The 23,729-nt window shown below is 66.6% G+C and carries 24 protein-coding genes and 1 tRNA gene; 13 read left to right on the top strand and 12 right to left on the bottom strand.

Going from position 1 to position 23,729, the window contains the following annotated elements; translation table 11 throughout:
• Positions 1-138: 138 nt before the first annotated feature.
• From flgM to HUW43_RS10770, 5 genes are all read left to right on the top strand, one after another.
• Entirely contained in the window at positions 139-438 is a 300-nt protein-coding gene (gene flgM, locus HUW43_RS10790; protein WP_188237403.1) for a flagellar biosynthesis anti-sigma factor FlgM, read from the top strand.
• Complete coding sequence (locus tag HUW43_RS10785; RefSeq protein WP_223181464.1) at positions 435-743, top strand: hypothetical protein; 309 nt, start codon at positions 435-437, stop codon at positions 741-743. The genes flgM and HUW43_RS10785 overlap by 4 nt, the downstream gene beginning before the upstream one ends.
• Positions 744-823: 80 nt before the next feature.
• The gene (locus HUW43_RS10780; RefSeq protein ID WP_188237402.1) at positions 824-1,648 is read left to right on the top strand and encodes a transglycosylase SLT domain-containing protein; all 825 of its coding nucleotides are present in this window, start codon (positions 824-826) and stop codon (positions 1,646-1,648) included.
• On the top strand, positions 1,645-3,768 hold the full coding sequence (gene flhA / locus HUW43_RS10775) for a flagellar biosynthesis protein FlhA (protein ID WP_188237401.1): 2,124 nt from the start codon (positions 1,645-1,647) through the stop codon (positions 3,766-3,768). Before HUW43_RS10780 ends, flhA begins: the two co-directional genes overlap by 4 nt.
• The gene (locus HUW43_RS10770) at positions 3,758-4,504 is read left to right on the top strand and encodes a sigma-70 family RNA polymerase sigma factor (RefSeq protein WP_188237400.1); all 747 of its coding nucleotides are present in this window, start codon (positions 3,758-3,760) and stop codon (positions 4,502-4,504) included. Before flhA ends, HUW43_RS10770 begins: the two co-directional genes overlap by 11 nt.
• Positions 4,505-4,576: 72 nt before the next feature.
• Here the strand turns inward: HUW43_RS10770 and HUW43_RS10765 are convergent, their stop codons facing one another.
• The 8 genes from HUW43_RS10765 to HUW43_RS10730 all read right to left on the bottom strand — a co-directional run bounded on the left by HUW43_RS10765 (position 4,577) and on the right by HUW43_RS10730 (position 10,944).
• Entirely contained in the window at positions 4,577-5,080 is a 504-nt protein-coding gene (locus tag HUW43_RS10765; RefSeq protein ID WP_188237399.1) for a winged helix DNA-binding protein, read from the bottom strand.
• A gap of 25 nt (positions 5,081-5,105) precedes the next feature.
• Entirely contained in the window at positions 5,106-5,519 is a 414-nt protein-coding gene (locus HUW43_RS10760; RefSeq protein ID WP_188237398.1) for a hypothetical protein, read from the bottom strand.
• 26 nt (positions 5,520-5,545) lie between these two features.
• A complete protein-coding gene (locus HUW43_RS10755; RefSeq protein ID WP_188237397.1) occupies positions 5,546-5,920 on the bottom strand; it encodes a hypothetical protein in 375 nt (124 codons plus the stop codon).
• Positions 5,921-5,981: 61 nt separating this feature from the next.
• Positions 5,982-6,461, bottom strand: coding sequence for a helix-turn-helix transcriptional regulator (locus HUW43_RS10750; RefSeq protein WP_317450857.1), 480 nt, complete (start codon positions 6,459-6,461; stop codon positions 5,982-5,984).
• Between the two features lie 268 nt (positions 6,462-6,729).
• A complete protein-coding gene (locus tag HUW43_RS10745) occupies positions 6,730-8,301 on the bottom strand; it encodes an acyl-CoA dehydrogenase family protein (protein WP_223181463.1) in 1,572 nt (523 codons plus the stop codon).
• 23 nt (positions 8,302-8,324) lie between these two features.
• On the bottom strand, positions 8,325-9,539 hold the full coding sequence (locus tag HUW43_RS10740) for an acetyl-CoA C-acetyltransferase (protein ID WP_188237395.1): 1,215 nt from the start codon (positions 9,537-9,539) through the stop codon (positions 8,325-8,327).
• 71 nt (positions 9,540-9,610) lie between these two features.
• Positions 9,611-10,813 (bottom strand): CoA transferase, encoded by a 1,203-nt coding sequence (locus HUW43_RS10735; protein ID WP_188237394.1) that lies wholly within the window; start codon positions 10,811-10,813, stop codon positions 9,611-9,613.
• A 54-nt stretch (positions 10,814-10,867) separates the two neighbouring features.
• A tRNA-Arg gene (locus HUW43_RS10730) sits at positions 10,868-10,944 on the bottom strand.
• A 68-nt stretch (positions 10,945-11,012) separates the two neighbouring features.
• On the opposite strand from HUW43_RS10730, the gene HUW43_RS10725 reads away from it, so the two are divergent.
• Positions 11,013-12,113: a YeiH family protein gene (locus HUW43_RS10725; RefSeq protein WP_223181462.1), complete on the top strand. Its 1,101-nt coding sequence runs from the start codon at positions 11,013-11,015 to the stop codon at positions 12,111-12,113.
• A gap of 125 nt (positions 12,114-12,238) precedes the next feature.
• On the opposite strand, the gene HUW43_RS10720 is transcribed toward HUW43_RS10725, so the two are convergent.
• On the bottom strand, positions 12,239-13,003 hold the full coding sequence (locus HUW43_RS10720; protein ID WP_188237393.1) for a zinc-ribbon domain-containing protein: 765 nt from the start codon (positions 13,001-13,003) through the stop codon (positions 12,239-12,241).
• A gap of 157 nt (positions 13,004-13,160) precedes the next feature.
• Here HUW43_RS10720 and ftsE point away from each other — a divergent pair, with 157 nt between their 5' ends.
• Genes ftsE through HUW43_RS10700 form a run of 4 tightly spaced genes read left to right on the top strand, consistent with a single transcriptional unit; the run spans position 13,161 to position 16,074 of the window.
• The gene (ftsE, locus tag HUW43_RS10715) at positions 13,161-13,889 is read left to right on the top strand and encodes a cell division ATP-binding protein FtsE (protein WP_223181461.1); all 729 of its coding nucleotides are present in this window, start codon (positions 13,161-13,163) and stop codon (positions 13,887-13,889) included.
• Positions 13,890-13,899: 10 nt separating this feature from the next.
• A complete protein-coding gene (locus HUW43_RS10710) occupies positions 13,900-14,805 on the top strand; it encodes a cell division protein FtsX (RefSeq protein WP_188237392.1) in 906 nt (301 codons plus the stop codon).
• The gene (locus tag HUW43_RS10705) at positions 14,802-15,332 is read left to right on the top strand and encodes a YdcF family protein (protein WP_188237391.1); all 531 of its coding nucleotides are present in this window, start codon (positions 14,802-14,804) and stop codon (positions 15,330-15,332) included. Before HUW43_RS10710 ends, HUW43_RS10705 begins: the two co-directional genes overlap by 4 nt.
• A gap of 10 nt (positions 15,333-15,342) precedes the next feature.
• Positions 15,343-16,074, top strand: coding sequence for a lysophospholipid acyltransferase family protein (locus HUW43_RS10700; protein ID WP_188237390.1), 732 nt, complete (start codon positions 15,343-15,345; stop codon positions 16,072-16,074).
• A 101-nt stretch (positions 16,075-16,175) separates the two neighbouring features.
• Here the strand turns inward: HUW43_RS10700 and HUW43_RS10695 are convergent, their stop codons facing one another.
• Both HUW43_RS10695 and hisC read right to left on the bottom strand, forming a co-directional pair.
• On the bottom strand, positions 16,176-17,090 hold the full coding sequence (locus HUW43_RS10695; protein ID WP_188237389.1) for a prephenate/arogenate dehydrogenase family protein: 915 nt from the start codon (positions 17,088-17,090) through the stop codon (positions 16,176-16,178).
• The gene (hisC, locus tag HUW43_RS10690; protein WP_188237388.1) at positions 17,090-18,205 is read right to left on the bottom strand and encodes a histidinol-phosphate transaminase; all 1,116 of its coding nucleotides are present in this window, start codon (positions 18,203-18,205) and stop codon (positions 17,090-17,092) included. The genes HUW43_RS10695 and hisC overlap by 1 nt, the downstream gene beginning before the upstream one ends.
• Before the next feature lie 317 nt (positions 18,206-18,522).
• On the opposite strand from hisC, the gene HUW43_RS10685 reads away from it, so the two are divergent.
• Together HUW43_RS10685 and metW are read left to right on the top strand one after the other, a co-directional pair.
• Positions 18,523-19,644 (top strand): homoserine O-acetyltransferase MetX, encoded by a 1,122-nt coding sequence (locus HUW43_RS10685; RefSeq protein ID WP_188237387.1) that lies wholly within the window; start codon positions 18,523-18,525, stop codon positions 19,642-19,644.
• Complete coding sequence (gene metW / locus HUW43_RS10680) at positions 19,644-20,231, top strand: methionine biosynthesis protein MetW (RefSeq protein WP_188237386.1); 588 nt, start codon at positions 19,644-19,646, stop codon at positions 20,229-20,231. Before HUW43_RS10685 ends, metW begins: the two co-directional genes overlap by 1 nt.
• Positions 20,232-20,440: 209 nt before the next feature.
• Here metW and HUW43_RS10675 read toward each other — a convergent pair whose 3' ends face one another.
• Positions 20,441-21,076, bottom strand: a complete 636-nt coding sequence (locus HUW43_RS10675; protein ID WP_188237385.1) for a TetR/AcrR family transcriptional regulator — start codon at positions 21,074-21,076, stop codon at positions 20,441-20,443.
• 204 nt (positions 21,077-21,280) lie between these two features.
• Here HUW43_RS10675 and HUW43_RS10670 point away from each other — a divergent pair, with 204 nt between their 5' ends.
• Positions 21,281-23,647, top strand: a complete 2,367-nt coding sequence (locus tag HUW43_RS10670) for a TonB-dependent receptor (protein WP_188237384.1) — start codon at positions 21,281-21,283, stop codon at positions 23,645-23,647.
• The last annotated feature ends 82 nt before the right edge of the window (positions 23,648-23,729 follow it).

The following is a 23,729-nucleotide window of genomic DNA, read 5'->3' as shown; positions in this document are numbered from 1 at the left end:
GCTTTCCGACGCGGCCGGGTCTTTCTTTTCTTTCTTTTCTTTTTACCGTCGGCCGCGCTTAATCCACGTGCCGATGCGCCGTTAAAGCCTTTGTGAAGCGCGTCGTCACTTTTCCGACGGCGCCCGATGGAGGCCTTTATGTCGGGTGACAGCAAGATCGGACCCGTTGGCGGCGTCGCCCGCACCGGCCCGCTGCGCCGCGTCGCCAGCGAAGCGACCGCATCGGCGCGCGCGCCCGCAGGGATACAGGCGGTGCAGGATAATCTGCCCGCCGCGCGCTTGACGCGCCTGTCGACCAGCCTCGCCGACCAGCCGCCGCCGGTGGACGTCGCGCGCGTCGCGGCATTGCGCACCGCGATCGACAGCGGCAATTACGGCGTCCACCCGGCGATCATCGCCAGCGCGATGCTGGACTTTCACGGTCGCGGTACCGAATGATGCTGGCGGCGATGGACGAGGTGCAGGCGCGGCTCCATGCGCTGATCGACGCGCTCGACGGCCATGACGCGGGCGCGATCATCGCCGCGACCGAGGATCTGGCGACGGCGGTGATCCTGCTGCGCGGCGCGCCTGTGCCCGCCGGGAGCGAGCATCGCGCGCGCGCACTGATCGCCCAGACGCTCGGCCAGCTCGAAGCCGCCGCGATGCGCGTCAACATATTGAAGGACTGGACCCGTCAGCGGATTGACAGAAACCATGACATCCGCGGCGCCCGGTCGGGCGGAATCGCCCTAAGCTATTGAGATAAAATTGCTAAATTGCCGCTTTTGGGAAAGTGGCACGATGATTGCTTTGGGTCTGCTGAACCAGCGGAACCAGGACAATGAACGCAATCAACCGACCCCAGGACCCCGCCCGCATCGCTGCCCCCGTCCTCGACGCGGTGCAGCGCGCGGCGGCGCGCACGGGGATTGACTTCGACTATCTGGTCGACGTCGCGCGGGTCGAGAGCGGCTATAATCCGACCGCCAGAGCGTCGACCTCGTCGGCGCGCGGACTCTATCAGTTCACCAGGCAGACGTGGCTCGCGACGCTCGAGCGTCATGGCGCCAGCCATGGCCTCGCCTGGGCCGCCGACGCGATCACGCGCGATGCGTCGGGGCGGCTGTCGGTCGCCGACCCGGTGCTGCGCGACCAGATTTTTGCGCTGCGCGACGATCCCGACGCCGCATCGAGCATGGCGGCGGCGCTGACCGGCGACAATCGCGCCTATCTGGAAAGCCGGATCGGGCGCAGCGTCGAACCCGTCGACCTTTATCTTGCGCATTTCCTGGGGTCGGCGGGCGCCGCGCGTTTCCTGACCGCGCTCGCCGCCAATCCCGACCAGCCCGGCGCGACGATGATGCCCGAAGCGGCCGCGGCCAATCGCTCGGTCTTTTACACCGCCGACGGCAATATGCGCAGCCTTGCCGAGATCCGCGACCGTTTTCGCGCCAAGCTCGAAGACGGCGGCAAGACCGACAATCTGAAACCCCTGGCCCCGCTCGGCTGGCGCGCCGAGATGCGCAGCGCAAGCGGCGTCGCGAACGGCGCGGGGCGACCTCCACTGCAAATGATGGATATCCAGCCGATGCCCCGGAAACTCTCGATGGGCTTTGCCGCCGACGCCTATCGGCGTCTCGCCTCGCTTTCGGGAGGCGCGGCATGACCGCGGGGTTCGACCTTCGCAACATCGGCCGCATCGCGGGCGTGTCGGCGCTGCCCGCGGCGATGCTGATCCTCGTCGCGCTGATGGTGATCCCCGTGTCGCCGCTGATCCTCGACATCAGCTTTGTCGCGAACATCATGATCAGCCTGCTCATCCTGATGGTTGCGCTTCAGGCGTCGAAACCGCTCGATTTTTCGGCTTTTCCGACCGTGCTCCTGCTCGCGACACTGTTTCGCCTCGCACTCAACGTCGCATCGACGCGCGTCGTGCTCGTCCACGGTCATGAAGGCACCGCGGCGGCGGGGCATGTCATCGAAGCGTTCGGCCAGGTGCTGATCGGCGGCGATTATGTCGTCGGCCTGTTCGTCTTTGTCGTGCTGATGATCATCAACCTGATCGTCATCACCAAGGGCGCGGGACGCGTCTCCGAAGTTTCCGCGCGTTTCACGCTCGACGCGCTGCCCGGCAAGCAGATGGCGATCGACGCCGATCTGAACGCCGGGCTGCTCACCCCCGAAGAAGCGAAGGCGCGCCGCATCGAAATCGGCACCGAAGCCGACTTCTACGGGTCGATGGACGGTGCGTCGAAGTTCGTGAAGGGGGATGCGGTCGCCGGGCTGCTGATCCTGTTCGTCAACATCGTCGGCGGGCTGATCCTTGGCGTCTTCAGCCATGGCCTCAGCCTCTCGGAGGCCGGCAGCACCTATATCACGCTGGCGATCGGCGACGCGCTCGTCGCGCAGATCCCCGCGCTGCTGCTGTCGATTGCCGCGGCGGCAATCGTCACGCGCGTCGCGTCGCCCTTCGACCTCAGCGGCCAGATCGGCAGCCAGTTCGCTTCGCCGCACATCTGGATCGCGGTCGGCGGCATCCTGTTCATCCTCGGCCTCGTTCCCGCGATGCCGCAGCTGCTGATCCTTCCGGCGTCGGCGGTCTGCTTTTTGATCGGCTGGCAGCTCCGCCGCGCCGAAGCGGCCGTTGCCGCGACGCCCGAACCCGCGGCGGCGACGCCCGACCCGTCGCGCATCGAATGGGCCGAGGTCAGCGAAGCCAGCGCCTGCCAGCTCGAAATCGGCTATGCGCTCGTCCCGCTCGTCGACGAGCGCAAGGGTTCGCCGCTGATGACGCGCATCACCGGCATCCGCCGCCAATTGTCGAAGGAACTCGGCTTCGTCGTCCCGCCGGTGAAAGTGACCGACGATCTGTCGTTGCCGGGCAATGTCTATCGCATTTCGGTCGCCGGGGTGATCGTCGGCGAGGATGAGGTGTTTCCCAATGAAATGCTCGCGCTCGATTCGGGCGATCTGGTCACCAGGGTTGCCGGGCGCGCGTGCAAGGATCCGACCTTCGGCCTCGACGCCCTCTGGATTCCCAAAGCGGCGCAGAATGACGCGATCGCCGCCGGTTATACCGTCGTCGACCCCTCCACCGTCGTTGCGACCCACCTGAACAACAGCATCGTCGGATCGGCCGCCGAACTGTTCGGCATCGACGATGCACAGGCGCTGATCGACAATCTGAAGGCGCATTATCCGCAGCTTGCGCAGAATCTGAGCCCGCAGGGCTATTCGCTGCCGCGCGTCGCCAGCCTTTGCAAATCGCTGCTCGTCGAACGCGTGCCGCTCCGCGATTTCCGCAAGATTGCCGAAGCGATGGTCGCCCTGTCGGCGCAACAACTCGGCGAGAGCGAGCTGGTCGAAGCGGTGCGGCAGCGGATCGGCGCGCTGATCGTCCAGACGATCGTGCCGAGCCGGATGCCGCTCCCCGTCGTCACCTTCAGCCCCGAGGTCGAAGTGCTGCTGAACCAGGCGGTGCGCGCCAATCCCGCCGCCGAATGGCCATTCGAGCATGGCATGGCGATGAAGATCGTCGAACAGATCGGACAGGCAGTCGAACCCTTGCTCCTGTCGACGCGCAGCTTTGCGCTTGTCGCCTCGCCGATCTGCCGCTCCGCGCTCTCGCGCCTCGTGCGCGCAACCTTCCCCGACGTCGCCGTCATTTCCTACCTCGAAATCCCGGCGACCAAGCAGACCGAAATCGTCGCGACAATCGGCGCCGAAGTGCCGCGCCTCGCGACCGGACCCGACGCCCCGATGGAGGACCATCTGAATGAGAATTGAGCCCGCCGAGCAATTCGCCGGGGCGCACCGCCGCGCGCTGCGCCCGCATGGCTACGTCGAAAGCGCCGACGCGCTGGTCGCCGAATACGCCCCTTTGGTGCGCAAGATCGCCTGGCAGGTCTTTTCGCGCGTGTCGCGGACCAGCGAACTTGACGACCTGATCCAGACCGGCCTGATCGCGCTCATCGAGGCGAGCCGCCATTATGAGGAGCGCGGTTTCGCCTTTGCCACCTATGCCTCGACGCGCATTCGCGGCGCGATGATCGACCATCTGCGCCGCGAAGCCGATGTCGGGCGGTCGGCGATGGTCGCGGCGAAGCGGCTCCAGGCGACGCGCGACGCGCTCGAACAGCAGTTGCTGCGCGCGCCGACCGCAGCCGAAATGGCGGTCGCGCTCGACATGGCGGCGGAGGATTATTTCGCGCTCGAACGCAATGCGACGCACGGCCGCTCGACTTCGCTCGACGAGCTGACCGAGATCGGCGCCTTCCTCGCCGCCGACGAGGATTCGGGGGCCGACGAACGCTGCGAACAGGAGGATATGATGAGCGCGCTGCGCCAATGCATCGACCGCCTGTCCGAGCGCGAACAGATGGTGCTCCAGCTCTATTTTTTCGAGGAACTGAACCTGCACGAAATCGGCCTGACGCTCGACGTCAGCGCGGCGCGAATCTGCCAGATCAAGCGCGAGGCGATGATCAAGGTCGAACGCATGATGCGCGAGATGACCGAGTAGCGCGCCTCGAAGCAATGACCGGGTGCCGCCGCGACCCGGCTGCGGCACCCGGTCAGGGGGCAAGGCGCTGTATCAGGCGGCGAGCGGCCTTCCGCCGTGGGCCGCGCCGCCGATCCGTTCGAAATAGGAGGCCATGCGCTCAGCCCCGGCGTCGGTCAGCCGGACAAGCGTGCGGCGGCGGTCGCGTTCGTCGATCGCCCGCTCGACAAGGCCATGTTGTTCGAGCGCGGCGATCATCCGCAATCCCGATGACAGCGGCACCCCCGCGCCGGTCGCCAGGTCGCTGGCGCCGAGCACCCGCGCTTTGGCGCGCGCGAGCATCAGGTCGAGCATCATGTCCCAGACCGGTCCCGACATGTCGGCACCGCCGAAATGGCTGCGGCGGATACGCCGCGCCTCGATGCTGAACGACAACTGGTCGAGCAGCGGCGGCTGTGCCCGCTCGTCACCGCGGCGATCGGCCACCGAAGGCCGAAGCATCGCCGCGCCCTCATCGCCGCGACGCGCCAGCAGATCGTGGATCCGGTCGACCCGCGATTTCAGTTCGGCCATTTCCTGATTCGAGAATTGCTGCATGTGCAAATGCCCCGGAGAGCCACCGCTACGCCGCAATCTCCTTTCGCCGACCCGACGACCCCGATGCGTAGATGATGAGCAGCAGGATCGGATAGGATATATACACCGACAGCAGCGAATAGGGCCGCGCCAAAATCTCCACGAACATCAGCTTCTGGATATGGCCGAAAATGGCAATCAGCTGCCAGCCGGTGATCCAGTATGGCCAGAAACGCTGCGTCCTGAGCGCGATGAACCAGAAGCTCAAGAGCACCAGCACATCGATGATGAAGATATTGACCTCGATGTTCGTCCAGGTCGGAAAAGGCGTCACGACGGTCGTAAGGACCGAGGCGATCAATGCCGTATAGGCTGCCCAGCGTTCAAACGGCCCGCCGTGCCGGACGGCGACAGCGACGGTGATGAGCAGAACGACATAATAGATCGCCACGGACCACATATGTGGCAGTCAACCTTTCCTGCGGATCAACCCGCCTTCGCGAACGTCGGCGCGTCGATGCGCTGGCGGTCGTTGCTGCCTTCATCGACCAGCCTGGCCGACGCCGGCTTGACGCCTGCGCCGAACATGCGCGTGCCCAGCCCAACCTCCTTCTGCGTCACCGTCAACGCCAGATGGGCGTCGGTCAGAAGCTGGCGCACTTCGCCGGCGGCGGCGAGCGCATGGGCAACCTTGGCCATCGCTTCCTGGCCGACGATCGCCGACATGTTGGTTTCGCGCCGCGCGGTCGGCAGCGTCGCCGCGAGCTGGGCAATGCGGATCATCGCTTCGTCGATGGCGTCTTCAGCCTGGTGCAGGTCGGACGCGATCTTCTTCGCCGCAGAAACTCGTTCGTTCAGCATTAACTTTTCCCTTGAAAAAGAATGCTACCGGTCTCCCCCCCGCAGCATTCGGTTCGAACAGTCAGGTCAGAACACGACCGAGTCCGACAAGGATCGAATAGAGGGCGGAAAAGGCCAAAATCGTCGCGAAAGCAATGAGGATCGGCCAGATAATCCTTTCCATCAACCCATGCCGATTGGTCGGCTGGGACGCGGTGGGAAAAGGCGAACCGATATCAAAAAGCCGCCGAAACGCACTGCGCCCCGGTTCGGCATCGACGGCGGGCGGTTTGTCGCCTAGGTCGATCAATTGATATGTCAAAGGCTGATAAGGGGTAACCTGATCGAAGACACCGTTAACAGCTAATATCCGGGCTGCATCTATTCTGTTGGAAACATTAAGCTTTTTCAGAACTCGCCGCACACGTTCGTCGACCGTGTGCGGCGAAACATTCATGATCCGCGCGATCTGCTTGGAATTTTTGTGCTCATAAACGTGCCGCAACGTTTCGATTTGCGCGGCCGAAAGCAGGCTGATGTAATTGTCTGGATCGCCTTGCACGGGGGCTGGAATAGAGCATCACGAGTCGAAATCAAGGTCGGCAGCGGTCAAATTCGTTCGTCATCCGATCATGTTACGGTGACATGGCAGCGCGCGGACGATGGTTCACCGTAACATTCGAGACCGGTGCGCCGCCGACCCCGTCGCTCGGCATCCCGCAAGCGCGCGATCGCTTGCGGCCTTTCGACGTACAGTGACGGGTCACGGAAAACCGCCATTTCGCCCTAGGGTCGTCTTCGACTCGCCAGCTTCCAAATGTCGATCGGCCCTAGTTTCGCCGTTCGACCAGCCCGCGCGCGATCACCTGCGCCTGAATCTCGGCCGCGCCCTCAAAGATGTTGAGGATACGCGCGTCGCACAGGATGCGGCTGATCTCATATTCGAGCGCATAGCCGTTGCCGCCGTGGATCTGCAGGCTGGCATCGGCGTTCGCCCATGCGGCGCGCGCGGCGAGCAGCTTTGCCATCCCCGCTTCGATGTCGCAACGCTTGCCGCCGTCCTTGGCGCGCGCCGCGGCATAGGCGAGTTCTCGCGCCATGACGAAATCGACAAGGCCCATCGCCAGCTTGTCGGCGACGCGAGGGAAAGCGACGATCGCGCGCCCGAACTGCTTGCGAACCAGCGCATAGGCGACGCCCAGCTCGAGCGCGCGCCGGGCGACGCCGACCGCGCGCGCCGCGGTCTGGATGCGCGCGCCCTCGAAGGTGCGCATCAATTGCTTGAACCCCTGCCCCTCGACGCCGCCCAGCAGCGCGTCGGCCCCTGCCGTCATGCCGTCGAATTGCAGCGCATATTCGCGCATCCCGCGATAGCCGAGCACTTGGATTTCGCTCCCGCTCATGCCGGCGGCGGGGAAAGGATCGGCGTCGTTCCCGCGCGGCTTGGGGACGAGGAGGATCGACAGGCCGGCGTAACCCTTCGCGTCGGGCAAGGTACGCGCCAGCAAGGTCATCAGGTCCGAGCGCGCGGCATGGGTGATCCACGTCTTTGCGCCGTCGATGATCCAGCGGCCGTCGTGAAACCGCGCGCGCGTCTGCAACGAACCGAGGTCCGAACCGACATCGGGTTCGGTGAACACCGCGGTCGGCAACAGCGCGCCGCTCGCGATCTTCGGCAGCCATTCGGCTTTCTGCGCGTCGGTGCCGCCGGTCGCGATCAGCTCGCCCGCGATTTCAGAACGCGTGCCGAGCGATCCCGCGCCGATCCAGCCGCGCGACAATTCTTCGGTGACGAGGCACATCACCAGCTTCGACAGGCCGAGCCCCCCATAATGTTCGGGAATGCACACACCAAAGGTGCCAAGGTCGGCCATCGCCTGCACCGTGGCATCGGGAATCAACGCATTGGCGAGATGCCAGCGGTGCGCGCGGGGGATGATCTCGGCTTCGGTGAAGCGGCGAAACTGCTCGCGGATCGCGTCGAACCCGGCATCGTGCAGCGTCTCGCTCGGCCAATGCCCCTCGGCAAGCGCAGCAGTAACCTCGGCACGCCGCGCGGCATGGTCGGTATCGAGAAGGTCTGCGCAGCTGTCGGCGAGCACGCGCGCTTCGGCGCCAAGTCCCAAATCGGCGGGGCGAAAAATCTCGTTCTGTCCCATCGGCAGACCGCCGGCGAGCTGGCCGATCCCTTCGGCGAAAGCGAGCGTCGCGATCGTCGCGTCGAGCGGATTTGCACCGCCACCAGCGTCGAGCCAGTCGAGCGTCGCTTCGAGCGCGGCGATCGTCGTCGCCACCCAGGCGAAGCCGTGCGCGGCGCGCTGTTCGCGCTCGAGCGGCCGCGCCGCCAGCCGCTCGGTCAGCGCCGCCTGCGCCGCGTCGCGATAGGTCTGCGCGGCCTGCAAGGCTTTCCGCAAATCCCCCACGCTCAGGCGGCGCGCTCGAAGATCGCGGCGATGCCCTGCCCGCCGCCGATGCACATCGTCTCCAGCCCATAGCGCCCGTCGCGGCGCACGAGTTCACGCGTGAGGTTGGCGAGAATGCGCCCCCCCGTCGCGCCGATCGGATGGCCGAGCGAGATGCCCGACCCGTTGACGTTCAGCATGTCGTTGCGGCTGTCGTCGTCGGCCCAGCCCCAGCCTTTCAGCACCGCGAGAACCTGCGGCGCAAAGGCTTCGTTCAGCTCGACAAGATCGATGTCCCGCCAGCCGAGGCCGGTGCGCGCGAACAGCCGCTCGACCGCGGGGACCGGCCCGATGCCCATGCGGCTGGGGTCGCAGCCCGCCGACGCCGCGCTGTGATACCAGGCAATCGGTTCGAGGCCGAGTTCATCGAGCTTGTCCTCGGCGACGACCAGGCACGCCGCGGCGGCGTCATTTTGCTGGCTGGCATTGCCGGCGGTGACGACGCCGCCCTCGATCGGCTTGAGCTTGCCGAGCGTTTCCATGCTTGCGTCGGCCCGATAGCCTTCGTCGTGCGCAAAGATGACGGGATCGCCCTTCTTTTGCGGCACGATCACCGGCACCAGTTCGTCGTCGAACAGGCCGTCCGCCCACGCCGCCGCCGCGCGCTGATGGCTTCGCACCGCATAGGCGTCGGCCGCCTCGCGGCTGATACCATAATCCTTCGCCAGATTTTCGGCGGTCTCGATCATGCCGCTGATGACGCCAAAGCGTTCGACGGGCTGCGACATCAGTCGCCCGCGCGTCAGCCGGTCGTGAAGCGTCAGATTGCCCGCACGAACGCCTTTGCGAATATCGGTCGAATAATGTTCGACGTTCGACATCGATTCGACCCCGCCCGCCACGACGACGTCGGCCATGCCCGTCTGGACCATCATCGCCGCGTTGACGACCGCCTGCAGCCCCGATCCGCAGCGGCGATCGAGTTGATATCCCGGCACTTCCAGCGGCAACCCCGCCGCCAGCCACGACCAGTGACCGATCGCCGGCGCCTCACCATTGCCATAGCCTTGCGAAAAAACGACATCGTCGACGCGCGCGGGGTCGATCCGCGTCCGTTCGACCAGCGCCTTCAGGATCACCGCGCCCAGCGCGCCCGCGGTCATCGACGAAAGCGCCCCTCCGAACTTGCCGACGGCGGTGCGGATCGGGGCGACGATGGCGGCGCGGCGCAGGGTCATGGTTCAGTCTCCAATTCTTCTTTTCCGTTCGCCTCTCGACCACGCTCGACGCGAACGGGGTTTGGATTTCGTCATCTTGAAGCGACACCGACGATACCCGCATCGATCAGGCGGGCAAGCTCGCCCGATGACAGCGACAGGCGGTCGGCCAGGATTTCCTCGCTATGCTCGCCGTTCAGCGGTGCCGCGCGCGGCGGCTGGCGCTCGGCGCCGGGCAAGGTCGCAAAGGCGCCCGCGGCGGGGTAGGTGAAACCGCTGGGGTTGTCGGCGGCGCCAAAGATCGGATTGTCGGCAACCAGCGCCGGATCCTGCACCGCCTCATACATCGTCCGATAGGGTGAATGGACGATGCCGCCCGCGTCGAACACGGCGGCGAGGTCGGCATGGTCGCGCGCCGCGATGGCGCGCTCGAACAGCGGATAGAGCGCGTCGCGATGCATGAAGCGCAACCCATCATCGGTCGCAAAAGAAACGCCGCGATCCGCCTCGACCGCCGCCACCGCTTCGCAGAGATCCAGCGCGGCGACAAGGTTCGCCCATTGCCGCGACGTCACGACGACGATCATCGTCCGCTCGCCGTCGCGCGTCACGAAATCGCGCCCGAACAGGCCATAGACCGCATTGCCGAGCCGCGGCCGGTTTTCGCCCGTATAGAACATTTCGGCCACCCCGCCGAGATTGGCGACGGTGCCGATCGCGACGTCGGACAGCGGCAGGCGAACCTCGCCGCCTTCACCCGAAACGCTGCGCCGCCGGATCGCCGCGAGCATTGCGAACGCCGCATAGGCGCCGGTGAGCAAGTCCCACGCGGGCAGCACGTGGTTGACCGGATCGGGGCCCGCCCCGGTCAGCATCGGATAGCCCACCGCATTGTTCACCGTATAGTCGAGCGCGGGCGATCCGTCGGCCCATCCCATCACGCGCACGGTGACAAGGTCGGCGCGGCCAGCGGCAAGCCTGTCGTGCGACAGGAAGCCGCCGACCGGAAAATTGGTGAGAAACTGTCCCGTCGCGCGCACCAGCGCCGTCAGCAGCTCGCGCCCCTCTGCCCGGCCAAGGTCGAGCGCGACCGACTTTTTCGCACGGTTGAGATTTTCCCAATAAAATGAATCATTATGCCTGGTGACCGGCCAGCGCCGGAAATCGGGGCCGCCGCCGATCTGATCGACACGGATCACCTCTGCGCCCATCTGTGCAAGATATAGTCCTGCGGTCGGCGAAGCGACAAAGGAGGAGGCTTCGATCACCGACAGGCCGGCCAGCAGGTCGTACATCCGGCGCCTGTCTCCCCCCGACATAGCGGCACGAACTGCCGCCCTGCAGCCATCTGGCGCACCCGAAGGGATTCGAACCCCTGGCCTCTGCCTTCGGAGGGCAGCGCTCTATCCAGCTGAGCTACGGGTGCGGACAGAGCGCGGCCTCTAGCAAGGCTGCGCCCCGCCAGCAATGGCCTATCGACCGGATCGCGCCGATATGCGAAGCGGGCGTGGCAGCAAGGGCAAGGGAGCGGCGGTGAAAGCGTCCGAACAACATTGGCCGATGGCCGCCGACCTGTATGGCGAGATGCAGCTCGAGGCGAACCCGCCGACGCGGCGGCGCTGGCGCGATTATCTGCCCGGCACCCTCGTTACCGCCATCGCCGCACTCGCTGCGGCGTGGCTCGCCGATCATTATGCCGCGCCGATCGTGCTGATGGGTTTGCTCATCGGCCTCGCGCTTTCCTTCCTGTCGCAGGATGTGCGCACCCATGCCGGGCTCGATCTCATGTCGCAGACGGCGCTGCGCATCGGCATCGTGCTCGTCGGCGCGCGGATCACCGCGGCCCAGCTCGCCGAGCTGGGGCCGCTGCCCTTCCTGCTGCTCGTCCTTATCATGCTCGCGGTCATCCTCGTCACCACCCTCGGCGCGCGCCTCCTTGCGCAGGACCGCCACGCCGCGCTGCTCGCGGGCGGTGCGACGGCGATCTGCGGCGCGTCGGCGGCGCTCGCGCTCTGGTCGCTGATCGGTGACCGGCGGGTCGATCAGGCGCGCTTCACGCTTACGCTCGTCGGCATCACCGTCGCGAGCGCGCTCGCGATGACGCTCTATCCCGTGCTCGCGGCGCAGCTCGGGCTGACCGACGCGCAGGCAGGGTTTCTGATCGGCGCATCGGTCCACGACGTTGCGCAGGCGATCGGCGGCGGCTTCTCCTTCTCTTCGCAAGCGGGCGAGGTGGCAACGATCGTCAAGCTGGCACGCGTCGCGCTGCTCGCGCCGATGCTGATGCTCGTCGCCCTGTGGCTCGGCCGTGGCGGCGAAGCGGGCAGCGGCGCGCGCATCCCGCTCCGCCTGCCCTGGTTCATCCTGGGGTTCCTTGCCGTCGTCGCGGTCAACTCGCTGGTCGCCATCCCTCGCCCGGTGCTGAACGGCGCGGCCAATGCGGCGCAGGCGCTGTTGCTGCTGGCGATCGTCGCGACCGCGATGAAGGCGCGGCTGCACCTGCTGCTCGATCAGGGCTGGCAAAGCTTTGCGCCGATCATCGTCGCGACACTGACCAGTTTCCTGTTGTCGCTGGGCGCGGCGATGCTGTTATGACGGCGTGACGCCAGACAGGACCGGATTCACGAAGCGTCGGCGATTGTCGATACGCGCCCGCCACGCCGCCCTTGCGAGCGAAGCGATGACGAATACGGATGCGAACGGGTCAACAGGGCCGCTTCTTACCCCCTGGGTAGCGCCCAGCTTACCGTCAGCTGCGTCGCGCGGCGCGGGATGTCGAGCTTTGCCTCGCTGAAATTGACCTTTTCATTGGGCGGCAGCGTCCGCACCGGCGGCTTGATCGTCCAGCTGTAAACGATCGTCCCCTGCGCATCGCGCAATTCGGCAAGAATCGGCGGCACGCGCTGTTCGCGGTCGGTCGGGTTGATGATCACCCCCGACGCGGCGAAATAGATCGTGCCGTCGGCGAGTTCACGGTGATCCTGATTGGGCGGCAGTTCGATCACCAGATCAGGCTCGGCAGTGCCGCCGGGCAGGCCCAGCCCCTCGGCCCAGCCGGGCAGCCCGAACCAGGCGAGCGCGCCCGTCGCCGCCAGCATCAGCGCCGCGGCGCTTGCAGCGATGATCGTCCAGCGCCGCGCGGGGTTGCGGCGCGGGCGGCGGAAGGGCAAGGGCGCGTCGTCGGCCGGGGGAGCCGGACGCGGCGGCGGCTCGGCGGCGAAGGCCGGCGGGGGCGGCACCGGATCGGGTTCGGGAAAGTCGGAATAGGTCGCGGCGGGGGCCGGGGTCGGCGCCGGTTTCGCCTCGGGCGCGGGTTCGGCGGCGACGCCCGGCGGGACGATGGCATCGGGCGGCGGCGGCGCGGCGGCGGGCTGCTGGAACCAGCTATGGCGGCAATTGGCACAGCGCACGGTGCGGCCCGCGGGTCCGATGGCGGTATCGGGAACGACATAGCGCGTGTGGCACGACGGGCAGGCGAGGATCATGGCCCTCTCTAAACACGCTGATTCGCGGTGTTGCAAGCGCCGCGTTCACTCGCGGCTTGTCCTTGGGCAAGAGCCGTGCGAGAGGCAGCGGGATGAGCGGACCAGCGCCCCTGTTCCTCGAGGCCGTGCGCCCCGTCGCGCACCCGAGTGCGACGCGATGACCGACGCGGCCCCGATGCGCCCCGGCGGCGCGATGGTCGAGTTCAGCGGCGTCGGTCTGCGTTACGGCCCCGATGCCGAGGTGCTTTCAGACATCAGTTTCAACCTGCAACCCGGCAGCTTTTATTTCCTCACCGGCGCGTCGGGCGCAGGCAAGACGTCGCTTCTGAAAATGCTCTATCTGGCGCAGCGGCCGAGCCGCGGCATCGTCCGCCTGTTCGGCGAAGATCTGGTCGCGATGCCGCGCCACCGCCTGCCGGGCTTTCGTCGCCGCATCGGCGTCGTGTTCCAGGATTTCCGCCTGATCCCGCATTTGAGCGCGCGCGACAATATCGCGTTGCCGCTGCGCATCGCGGGGGTCGGCGAAGCGGATCTGGCGGGGCCGGTCGGCGAGATGCTGAGCTGGATCGGCCTTGGCGAACGCGCCGACGCCTTTCCGCCGACGCTGTCGGGCGGCGAGCAGCAGCGCGTCGCGATCGCGCGCGCGGTGATCGCGCGCCCGCAACTGCTCGTCGCCGACGAGCCGACGGGCAACGTCGATCCCGACATGGCGATGCGCCTCCTGGGGCTGTTCGAGGCGCTTAATCGCCTCGGCACCACCGTCGTCGTCGCGACGCATGACATTCATCTCATCAGCCGCATCGAAAATGCGCAGATGATGCGGCTCGAAAAAGGGCGCCTTTCTGACCCCACCGGCGCGCTGCGCTATCCGCCGAACCGGGCCTGACGGGTTACCGATGCTGATCCCGCGCGTTCCCGTCCAGCATCGCCGACTGCTCCCCGACCGTCGCCTGTCGGGGCCGACGCCGTGGATCGTCGCGATCCTGATGATGCTGACCTTGCTCGCCGCCGCTGCCGGGGTCGGGCTCGCGCGCGCGGCCAATGCGATCGGCGATGCGATCGCGGGCCGCGTCACCGTCCAGATTGTCACCGCCAATCCGATGACGCGCGCCGCGCAGGCCGCGGCGCTCCGGCGCGCGGCCGACACCGCGCCCTTCGTCCGGTCGGCGCGCACGGTCGAGCGCGAGGAATTGCAGGCAATGCTTGGCCAATGGTTCGGCAGTGCCGAAGGCGACGACCCGCTGCTGCGTTCGCTGCCGCTGCCCGCTCTCGTCGACATCGACTTCGTCGGCGGCGACCGCGCGGGCGCGATGGCGGCGCTCGAAGCGCTGGTCGCGCGCGAAGCGCCGGGCGCGCGGATCATCCCGCATGCCGAATGGCTCGGTCCGGTCGCGCGGCTGATCCGCTCGCTCGCCTGGATCGCGGCGGGGCTGGTCCTGCTGATGACGCTCGCGAGCGCCGCCGTGGTGATCATGACCGCGCGCGCGGCGCTCGGCACCCATTATGCGACGATCGAGATGCTGCACCTGATCGGCGCGACCGACCGCCAGATCGCGCGGCTGTTCCAGCGCCGGATCGCGATCGACACCGCTTATGGCATCGCGCTTGGCAGTCTGGTCGCCGCCGCGATCCTGCTGCTTGTCGGCTGGCAATGGTCGGGGGTGACCGCGGGGCTCGCCGCGACGGCGTCGCTCGGCCCCGTGGGATGGGCGCTCTTGCTGGCGCTGCCGCTATTGGCTATCGCGCTCGCTGCCCTGACGGCGCGCCAGACGCTGCTCGCCGCACTCAAGAAGATGTTATGATCAAGCGCCTGATCTCGCTGCTGTTTCTTGCTTGGGTGCTGGGTTTCGCCTGGTTCGCGCTGCTCTTGCCTTTACCCGCGCCGCCGCAAAAGACCGATGCGATCGTCGTCGTCACCGGCGGCCCCGGCCGCATCGACCGCGCGCTCGAACGGCTTGAGGCAGGCGATGCCAGGCGCCTTCTGATCAGCGGCGTCGCGCGCGAGGTCAAACCGCGCGAACTCGCCGCCGAATATGACCGCCCCATCGCCTTGTTCGATTGCTGCGTCGCGCTGGGGTTCGAGGCGGAGGACACGCGCTCGAACGCCACCGAGGTCGCCGCCTGGGCCAAACGCCGCGATTACAAGAGTATCCGGCTGGTCACGACCGACTGGCACATGCGCCGCGCCGAATATGAAATCGGCCGCGCGGTCGGCAAGGATGTGACGATCGTGCCCGACGCGGTGCGCAGCCAGCCGAATCTGGCGACGTTGTTCCGCGAATATCATAAATATCTCGCGGGGCTGGCGGGCGGCCTGCTCGGCCTGTAAACGCCCCGCCGTGCGCACCGCCCTCGCCCTTTGCCGCTCGATCATCTTCTGGCTGCTGTTCGTCCTGATGAGCAGCGTCGCGTCGATCGGCGCGGTCGTCGCACTGCCGATCTCGCACCGCGCGACGATCGCCTTCGTGCGCGTCTGGGCGCGCTTTCACCGGCTGCTCTGCCGTTTCGTGCTCGGCCAGCGGATCGCCGTGGAGGGCGAGATGCCCGACAGTCCGGTGCTTTACGTTTTCAAGCATGAAAGCGCGTTCGAGACGATCGAGCAGCCGCTGCTCTTCCGCCATCCTGCGGTGTTCGCGAAAGAAGAGCTGTTTTCGATCCCGGTCTGGGGCCAGGCAGCGCATTTCTACGGGCTGATTCCCGTTGACCGCGACGGCGGCGGCAAGGCGATGCGCGCGATGCTCGGCGCGGCGAAGGCCGCGCTCGCCAGCGGTCGTCCGCTCGTCCTCTTCGCCGAGGGCACGCGCGTGCCGCACGGGCAGGCGCCCGCGCTGCGCCCCGGTTTCGCGGGCATGTACCGCCTGCTCGGCGTGCCGGTCATCCCCGTCGCGGTGAACAGCGGCATCGCCTATCCGCCGCGGCGCTGGGTCAAATGGCCCGGCACGATCACCTATCGCGTCGGCGAAACCGTCCCCCCCGGCCTGCCGCGCGACGAGGCCGAAGCGCGCGTGCGGGCAGCAATCAATGCGCTGAACCCGGCCGAGGCGTTGCTGGAAGGCAATGCCGCCCCCTGAATCCCGTTTGCGCCGAGCGCGGTCAGGGCGCGCGACGGGTCGGGCGGTGCAAACCTGTCTCGACTTCGCGCGATACGAACGGATTCCGGGCCTTTTGCCGCCTAATGCCTGCGCCCGAAATCGGGCGCCGCATCATCCTGTCCCTGTTCGATGATCGAGCGCCGGATCGCGCGCGTGCGCGTGAACCATTCCTCCAGCCGCGCGCCGTCGCCGCGGCGGATCGCCTGTTGCAGCACGGTCAGATCCTCGTTGAAGCGCTGGAGCGTTGCGAGCACGGCGTCCTTGTTGGCAAGGAAGACGTCGCGCCACATTACCGGGTCGCTCGCCGCGATGCGCGTGAAATCGCGAAAACCGCCTGCGGAATATTTGATGACCTCGCTCTCGGTGACTTCCTCAAGCTCGCTCGCGGTGCCGACGATCGTGTAAGCGATGAGGTGCGGCAGGTGGCTCGTCACCGCGAGCACCATGTCGTGATGCGCCGCGTCCATCGTCTCGACCCGCGCGCCGAGCGCCTCCCAGAATGACGTCACGGCCGTCACGGCATCCTGCGGCGCGCTCGCAAGCGGGGTCACGATGCACCAGCGCCCCTCGAACAGCGTCGCAAAACCCGCGGCGGGCCCACTGTTTTCGGTCCCCGCGACGGGGTGTGCCGGAATGACGGCATGATCGGGCAAGGCTTTGGCGAGCGCGGCGGCGACCCCCGCCTTCGACGATCCTACGTCAGAGATGATCGCTTGCGGTTTCAGCCCCGGCGCGATCGCCGCCGCCGCTTCGGCCATCCGTCCGACGGGCACCGCAAGCACGACAAGATCGGCATCGGCGACGGCATCCGCCGGGTCGTCGGCGATCATGTCGCAAAGCCCCAGCGCCCGCGCTTCGGCGCGCACCGAATCCTTCGCGTCATAGCCCGTCACCGCAACGCCGGGCAGCCGCGCCGACACGGCGCGCGCGATGGATGACCCGATCAGGCCCAGTCCGACGATCGCGACGCGCGCGACGCGCGACGTTGCAGGCATCAGCCGGCGAGCGCGGCGCGGATCGCCGCCGCCAGACCGCGCGTCTCGTCCTCGGTGCCGATCGTCATGCGCAGCGCCTGCGGAATCCCCTGTCCGGGCAGCCAGCGAACGATATAACCGGCATCCATCAGCCGATGATAGACGGTCTCGGCGCTCACCTGGCCCTCGAACAGCACGAGCAGGAAATTGGTCGCCGACGGGATGACGCGCACGCCATGGTTGCCAAGGCTCTCCAGCTCCTGCGCCAGCCAGGCGCGCCAGCGGGCATTATGCTCGCGGCTGCGGTTCACGAAATCATCGTCGCCGAGCGCCGCGACCGCCGCCGCCTGCCCCGCGCGAGTGACGTTGAAGGGCAAGCGGATACGGTGCAGCGCCGCAATCACGTCGCTGGACGCATAGCCCCATCCGATGCGTTCGGCGGCAAGGCCGTGGATCTTTGAAAAGGTGCGCGTGACAAAGACGTTGGGCTGCGTCCTTGCCAGGTCGAGCCCGCCGTCGTCCTGATCCGGCGTCAGATATTCGGCATAGGCCTGGTCGATCACGAACAGCGCGTCCCTGGGCAGCCCGGCATGAATGCGCGCCACCTCGTCGCGCGTCGCAAGCGTTCCCGTCGGATTGTTGGGATTGGCGAGATAGACCACGCGCGTCTTGTCGGTCACCGCGGCGAGCAGCGCGTCGACGTCGGTGGCAAAATCGCGGTCGTCGGCCTCGACGGGCACCGCGCCGACCCGCCGCGCGGCGATTTCGTAAACGGCAAAGCCGTAGCGGACATAGAGGATCTCGTCGCCCGCGCCGGCATAGGCCCCCGCCGCCAGGTGGAGCAGCTCGTCCGACCCGTTGCCACAGATCACCCGGTCGGGATCGAGCCCATATTTGGCGGCGATCGCCGCGCGCAACGCGACCGACCCGGGATCGGGATAGCGCGACAGCGCGTCGGGCGCCGCCTGCACCGCGGCAAAGGCCGCGCGCGCCTTGTCTCCCGTGCCGAGCGGATTTTCGTTCGCGCTCAGCTTGATGAGCGGGCGGCCGTCGGCTCCCGCCGACTTGCCGGGCACATAGGGGGCGATGCCGCTGATCCACGGCTTTGGCATAAGGGTTGGGGTCGCGTCGGTCATGCCGCGCCGTTTAACGGCTAAGGCCGCCAAGTCCAGTTTGTTGATGGGATTCGCGCAGAGGCGCGGAGCGCGAAGAGGAACGAAAAAGACCCACGCGGAGGGCATTGTCCGGCGCCGAATGGCCCCTTTTCCGGCCATGCTGCGGTGGTGCGGGAAGCCGCGGATCGACGGCCGCTTCGCGGCTGGCTTCATTTCTCCGCGTCGCCGCGTGAATCAAATCCCTGGCGGCTCGGTGTCGCTGCGCGAATAATCCAGCCCCGGCTCTGCGCGCGCGCATCGTTGACATGCCCCCCTTGCCCGCTTAGCCCCGCCTTCCCATGGCGAGCCGGCTGCACGAAATCCAGCATCAGAGCGTGACGATCGAGGCGCCGCTGCCGCTCGACAGCGGCCATCGGCTGCCGTCGGTGACGATCGCCTGGCAAAGCTATGGCGCGCTCAACGCCGACAGGTCGAACGCGGTGCTCGTCTGCCATGCGCTCACCGGCGACCAATATGTCGCTAGCGACCATCCCGCGACGGGCAAACCCGGCTGGTGGGCGCGCATGGTCGGTCCCGGCAAGCCGATCGACACCGACCGCTTTCACGTCGTCTGCGCCAATGTCCTGGGCAGCTGCATGGGGTCGAGCGGCCCGGCGACCCCCGACCCCGCGACCGGCGCGCCGCTCGGCATGGCCTTTCCGGTCATAACCATCGCCGACATGGTCCGCGCGCAGGCGATGCTGCTCGATCATCTCGGCATCGAACGGCTGCACGCGGTCGTCGGCGGATCGATGGGCGGGATGCAGGCGCTCGCCTGGGCGGCAGCCTATCCCGAACGCCTCGCCGCGGCGATCGTCATCGCCAGCGCGGCGCGCCATTCGGCACAGAATATCGCGTTCCACGAAGTCGGGCGGCAGGCGATCATGGCCGATCCCGACTGGCAGGACGGCCAATATTATGGCAGCGCGCGCGCGCCCACCAAGGGGCTCGCGGTGGCGCGCATGGCGGCGCACATCACCTATTTGTCCGAAGCGGGGCTGACCGAAAAGTTCGGCCGTCGGCTGCAGGCGCGCGATATAAAGAGCTTCGGCTTCGACGCCGATTTTCAGGTCGAATCCTATTTGCGGCACCAAGGGCTTGCCTTCACCGACCGGTTCGACGCCAACGCCTATCTCTATATCACCCGCGCGATGGATTATTTCGATCTTGCCGAACCGCACGACGGCCGCCTGGCCGGCGCATTCGCCAGGGCAAGGGATGTGCGCTTCACGCTCGTCAGCTTCGACACCGACTGGCTTTACCCGACCGCCGAATCACGGCGCATCGTCCAGGCGCTGCAGAGCGTCGGCGCGGCGGCGAGCTTCGTCGAACTGTCGGCGCCCTTCGGCCACGACAGTTTCCTCCTCGACGTGCCTGCGCTCGACCGGATCGTGGCGGGCGCGCTGGGGACCGGCCGCTGATGGCGCTGCGTCCCGACCTCGCGATCATCGCCGATGCCGTGCCGTCCGGCGCGCGCGTGCTCGATATCGGCTGCGGGGATGGCGAGCTGATGGTGGCGCTTGGTGCCAAGGGCGTCGACGCGCGCGGGCTGGAAATCGACCCGGCTAATGTCACCGCGGCGATCGCGCGCGGGCAATCGGTGGTGCAGGGCGACGCGAACCGCGACCTTGCCGATTATCCCGATAATGCGTTCGACTATGCGATCCTGTCGCAGACGCTGCAAACGACCGAGCGGCCCGACCGCGTCGTCGACGAACTGCTGCGCATCGCGCCGCGCGCCTTCGTCAGCTTTCCCAATTTCGCCCACTGGCGCGTCCGGCTCGCGCTGTTGTGGAACGGCCGGATGCCGGTGACACGCCTCTTGCCGGTTGCATGGTACGAAACACCGAACATCCATCATGTCACCGTCAGCGATTTTCGCGACCTCGTTCGCGCCAAGCAAATCGGGGTGGAGCGCGCCTGGCACCTGTCAGGCGACAAGCCGACGAGCGACGCCGCGGCAAGCTGGCGCGCCGAACATGCGATCTTTCTGATCGCGCGCGGTTGAGGCGCTCAGGTCGCGACGGCTTTCGACCGGTTGTGGACGTTTATCCAATCGTCATCCCGGCAAAGGCAAGAATCTCGCCGGTGCGTCAATCCGATAGGGTGAGATCCCGGCCTCCGCCGGGATGACGAATAAGGCAAGGGCGGGAACCCGCCCCAGAGCGGCCATTCGGCCAAGCGCGGGCGCAGTCCGCCCAAAGCTGCCAAAGCCCCTCAGTTCCGTTTCTTCAGCCCGTTTGCCACAAAATCATTCGCGATCCGGGCGATTTCGGATATGTCGCTGTCGGTGTTCCACAGACCATAGCGCATTCCCAGAAACACGTTCATGCCGCCGATCGCCCAGGCGTGGATTTCGCCGACGTCGGCGCGAATCTCGCCGCGCACCGCGCCTGCCTCCAGCCGCTGGCGGATGCGCTCGACCGTCGTTTCATAATGGCTTCGATAGCTCGCATAATCGACGAACTCGGCCTCGTCGATGATGCGGTAGATTTCCTTATGCTCGCGCACAAAGCCGAGGAAGGATTCCAGCCCGATGCGTTCGGCGCTGATCTCGTCGGGTGCGGCCTGAACGCGCGGCGTCACATGGTCGCGCAGTTGCTCGCTCATATAGCGGACGAGCGCCTGGAAGATTTCCTCTTTCGAATCGAAATAGGTGTAAAAACTGCCAAGCGCTGTCCCTGCGCGGCGCGTGATCGCGCTGATCGACGCTTCGTGAAAGCCGCGCTCGCCGAACTCGACCGCTGCGGCGTCGAGCAGCTTGCGCAGGGTGCGGCGTCCGCGTTCGGTGCGCGGCGTCTTGTCGCGCGCTTCGCCCGCGCCATCCTCCGCTGCGGCGTGCCGTTGATCCATAATGCCTTCCGCCTCTCCGTCGTTCGGCCGGGCCCTTTGCTCAATCGTGGCATTTCGGCACCACTGGCAAGCAAAAAACGACCGTTGCATATTCCAAGTTGAAACTTGGTTCATCTTTCATTATTGGCTGCGGCACGGCTTGGCAAGCTCCAGGCTCAACGAAAGCAGGGGTGGCGAGGGGCCGCCCGTGATTGGGAGACTTTCATGCGTCCTTTCGCTCGCACGCTGCGCCGCGCCATTCTCGCCTCGAGCACGCTGTCGATGCTCGGCCTTGCCCCCGCCGCCGTGGCGCAGGACGCCGGGGCCGCGCTCGCGGTCGAGGACAGCGGCGATGATGACATCATCGTCACCGCCCGCCGCCGCGACGAACGGCTGATCGACGTTCCGGTCGCCGTCACCGCCATTTCGGGCGCAGCGCTCGAAGCCGCGGGCGCGATCGACATTACCGACGTTCAGAATCAGGCGCCGAACGTTACGCTCGAAAACTCGCGCGGGACCAATTCGACCCTGACCGCCTTCATCCGCGGGGTCGGCCAGCAGGATCCCGTGTCGGGCTTCGAATCGGGCGTGGGCATCTATCTCGACGACGTTTATCTGAACCGCCCGCAGGCGGCGGTTATCGACATCTATGATGTCGAACGCGTCGAAGTTCTGCGCGGGCCGCAGGGCACCCTTTACGGACGCAACACCATCGGCGGCGCGATCAAATATGTGACGAGGCGGCTGCCGCAGGAACCGAGCCTCAAGGCCCGCGCCAGCTACGGCACCTATGACCAGGCCGATCTGGTCGTCACCGCCAGCGCACCCGTCAGCGACCTTCTGCGCGTCGGCCTGTCGGGCGCGCGTCTGTCGCGCGGCGGCTTCGGCGACAACCGCAACCTTCCGGGCGTCGAAAATTACAGCAAGGACGTCTGGGCCGGGCGCGGCAGCGTCGAGTTCGGCGGCCATGGCGAACCCGTCTTCATCCGCATCAGCGGCGACTATACGCGCGACAAGTCGGACCCGCGCAACGGCCATCGCCTGATCCCCGGCCTGTTGTCGGGGGCCCCCGTGCTCGACGACGTCTATGACACGCGCGCCGGGCTCAACAATCCCGATCAGGACGTCGAGGCTTATGGGCTGGCGATGAGCGTGAATGTCGACTTCAGCGACGCGTTCACCTTCCGCTCGATCAGCGCATGGCGCAAGGATTCCAGCTTCACGCCGATCGATTTCGACAGCCTGCCCGCGGTCGATGTCGATGTGCCGGCGGTCTACCGCAACGAGCAACTCAGCCAGGAGTTCCAGCTTCTCTATGAAGGCGACCGGCTGAACGGCCTCGTCGGCTTTTATTATCTCGACGCCAATTCGACGACCGACTTCGACGTCATTCTCGGCACCACCGGCGCTTTGCTTGGCCTGCCGGGACTCAACGCCTTCACCTCGGGCGACGTGACGACGCGCACCTGGTCGGTCTTTGGCGACTTCACCTTCGACATCACCGATCAGCTCAGCCTGTCGGCGGGGGGCCGCTACACCAGCGACAAGCGCCGTTCGCGCATCCTGCGCCAGACCAAGATCGGCGGCACGTCCCCCATTTTCGGCGGCACCGCGATTCCGATCGCGACGGTCACCAATTTCGACGGCAGCGCAAAGTTCACCGATTTCAACCCGCGGGTATCGGTCAGTTTCAAGCCGAGTGTCGATCACATGGTCTACGCCTCCTATGCCCAGGGCTTCAAGGGCGGGAGCTTCGACCCGCGCGGCGACGCACGCATTGCGCCCGACACGAACCGCGACGGCGTCCGCAGCTATGACGAAATCTATGATTTCTTCCTGTTCGATCCCGAAACGGTCGACAGCTACGAAATTGGCTACAAGGGTTCGCTGCTCGACGGCAATGTCCGCGTCGCGCTTACCGGATTCTATGGCGACTACAAGAATGTCCAGATTCCGGGCTCGGTCGGCGTCGATGCGAACGGCGACGGCGTGTTCGAGAGTTTTGCCGGGGTCACGACGAACGCGGCCAAGGCGAGTTTCAAGGGCGTCGAATTCGAAACCCAGGCCCGCTTCGCCCGCGATTTCGCTGGCGCGGGATCGTCGCTCAGCTTCACCGGAAACCTCGGCTTCATCGACGGCGACTATAAGCGCTATATCGTCAACGGCGTCGACGTGTCCGATCTGCGCCGAATCCAGAACACGCCGCGCTGGACGCTCGCCGGCACGCTGGGCGCGACGATGCCCGTCATGGACGGCGATCTTTCGATGTCGACGACACTCAGCTATCGCAGCAAGACCAACCAGTTTGAAACGCCGAGCCCCTATCTTGACCAGAAGGGCTATGCGCTGCTCGATGCGTCGATCGTGTGGACCGCGCCCGACGAGCGGTTCAGCCTCGGCGTCCACGGCAAGAATATCCTCGACAAGCAGTATATCACGTCGGGCTATCAATTTGTTGCGGTCGGCGCCGACGGCACCCCGGTGCTGAACGCATCGGGCCTGCCGACGCCGACGCTGGGACGCGAGGGTGTCGTCACCGCCTTTTACGGCAATCCGCGTCAGCTGTTCGTCACCGGCACGGTCCGGTTCTGACCCTTGGACAAGACAGGAAGGGGGCGCCCGCCGCGGCGCCCCTTTTTCCTGCCGGCCGGTCGGCTCGCAAACCCCCGGTTCG

Source organism: Sphingopyxis sp. LK2115 (assembly GCF_014595975.1).
In the GTDB taxonomy this organism is placed as follows: Bacteria; Pseudomonadota; Alphaproteobacteria; order Sphingomonadales; family Sphingomonadaceae; genus Sphingopyxis.
The sequence above is the reverse complement of the archived record's forward strand: the minus strand, read 5'-3'. Positions and strand labels throughout refer to the sequence as shown.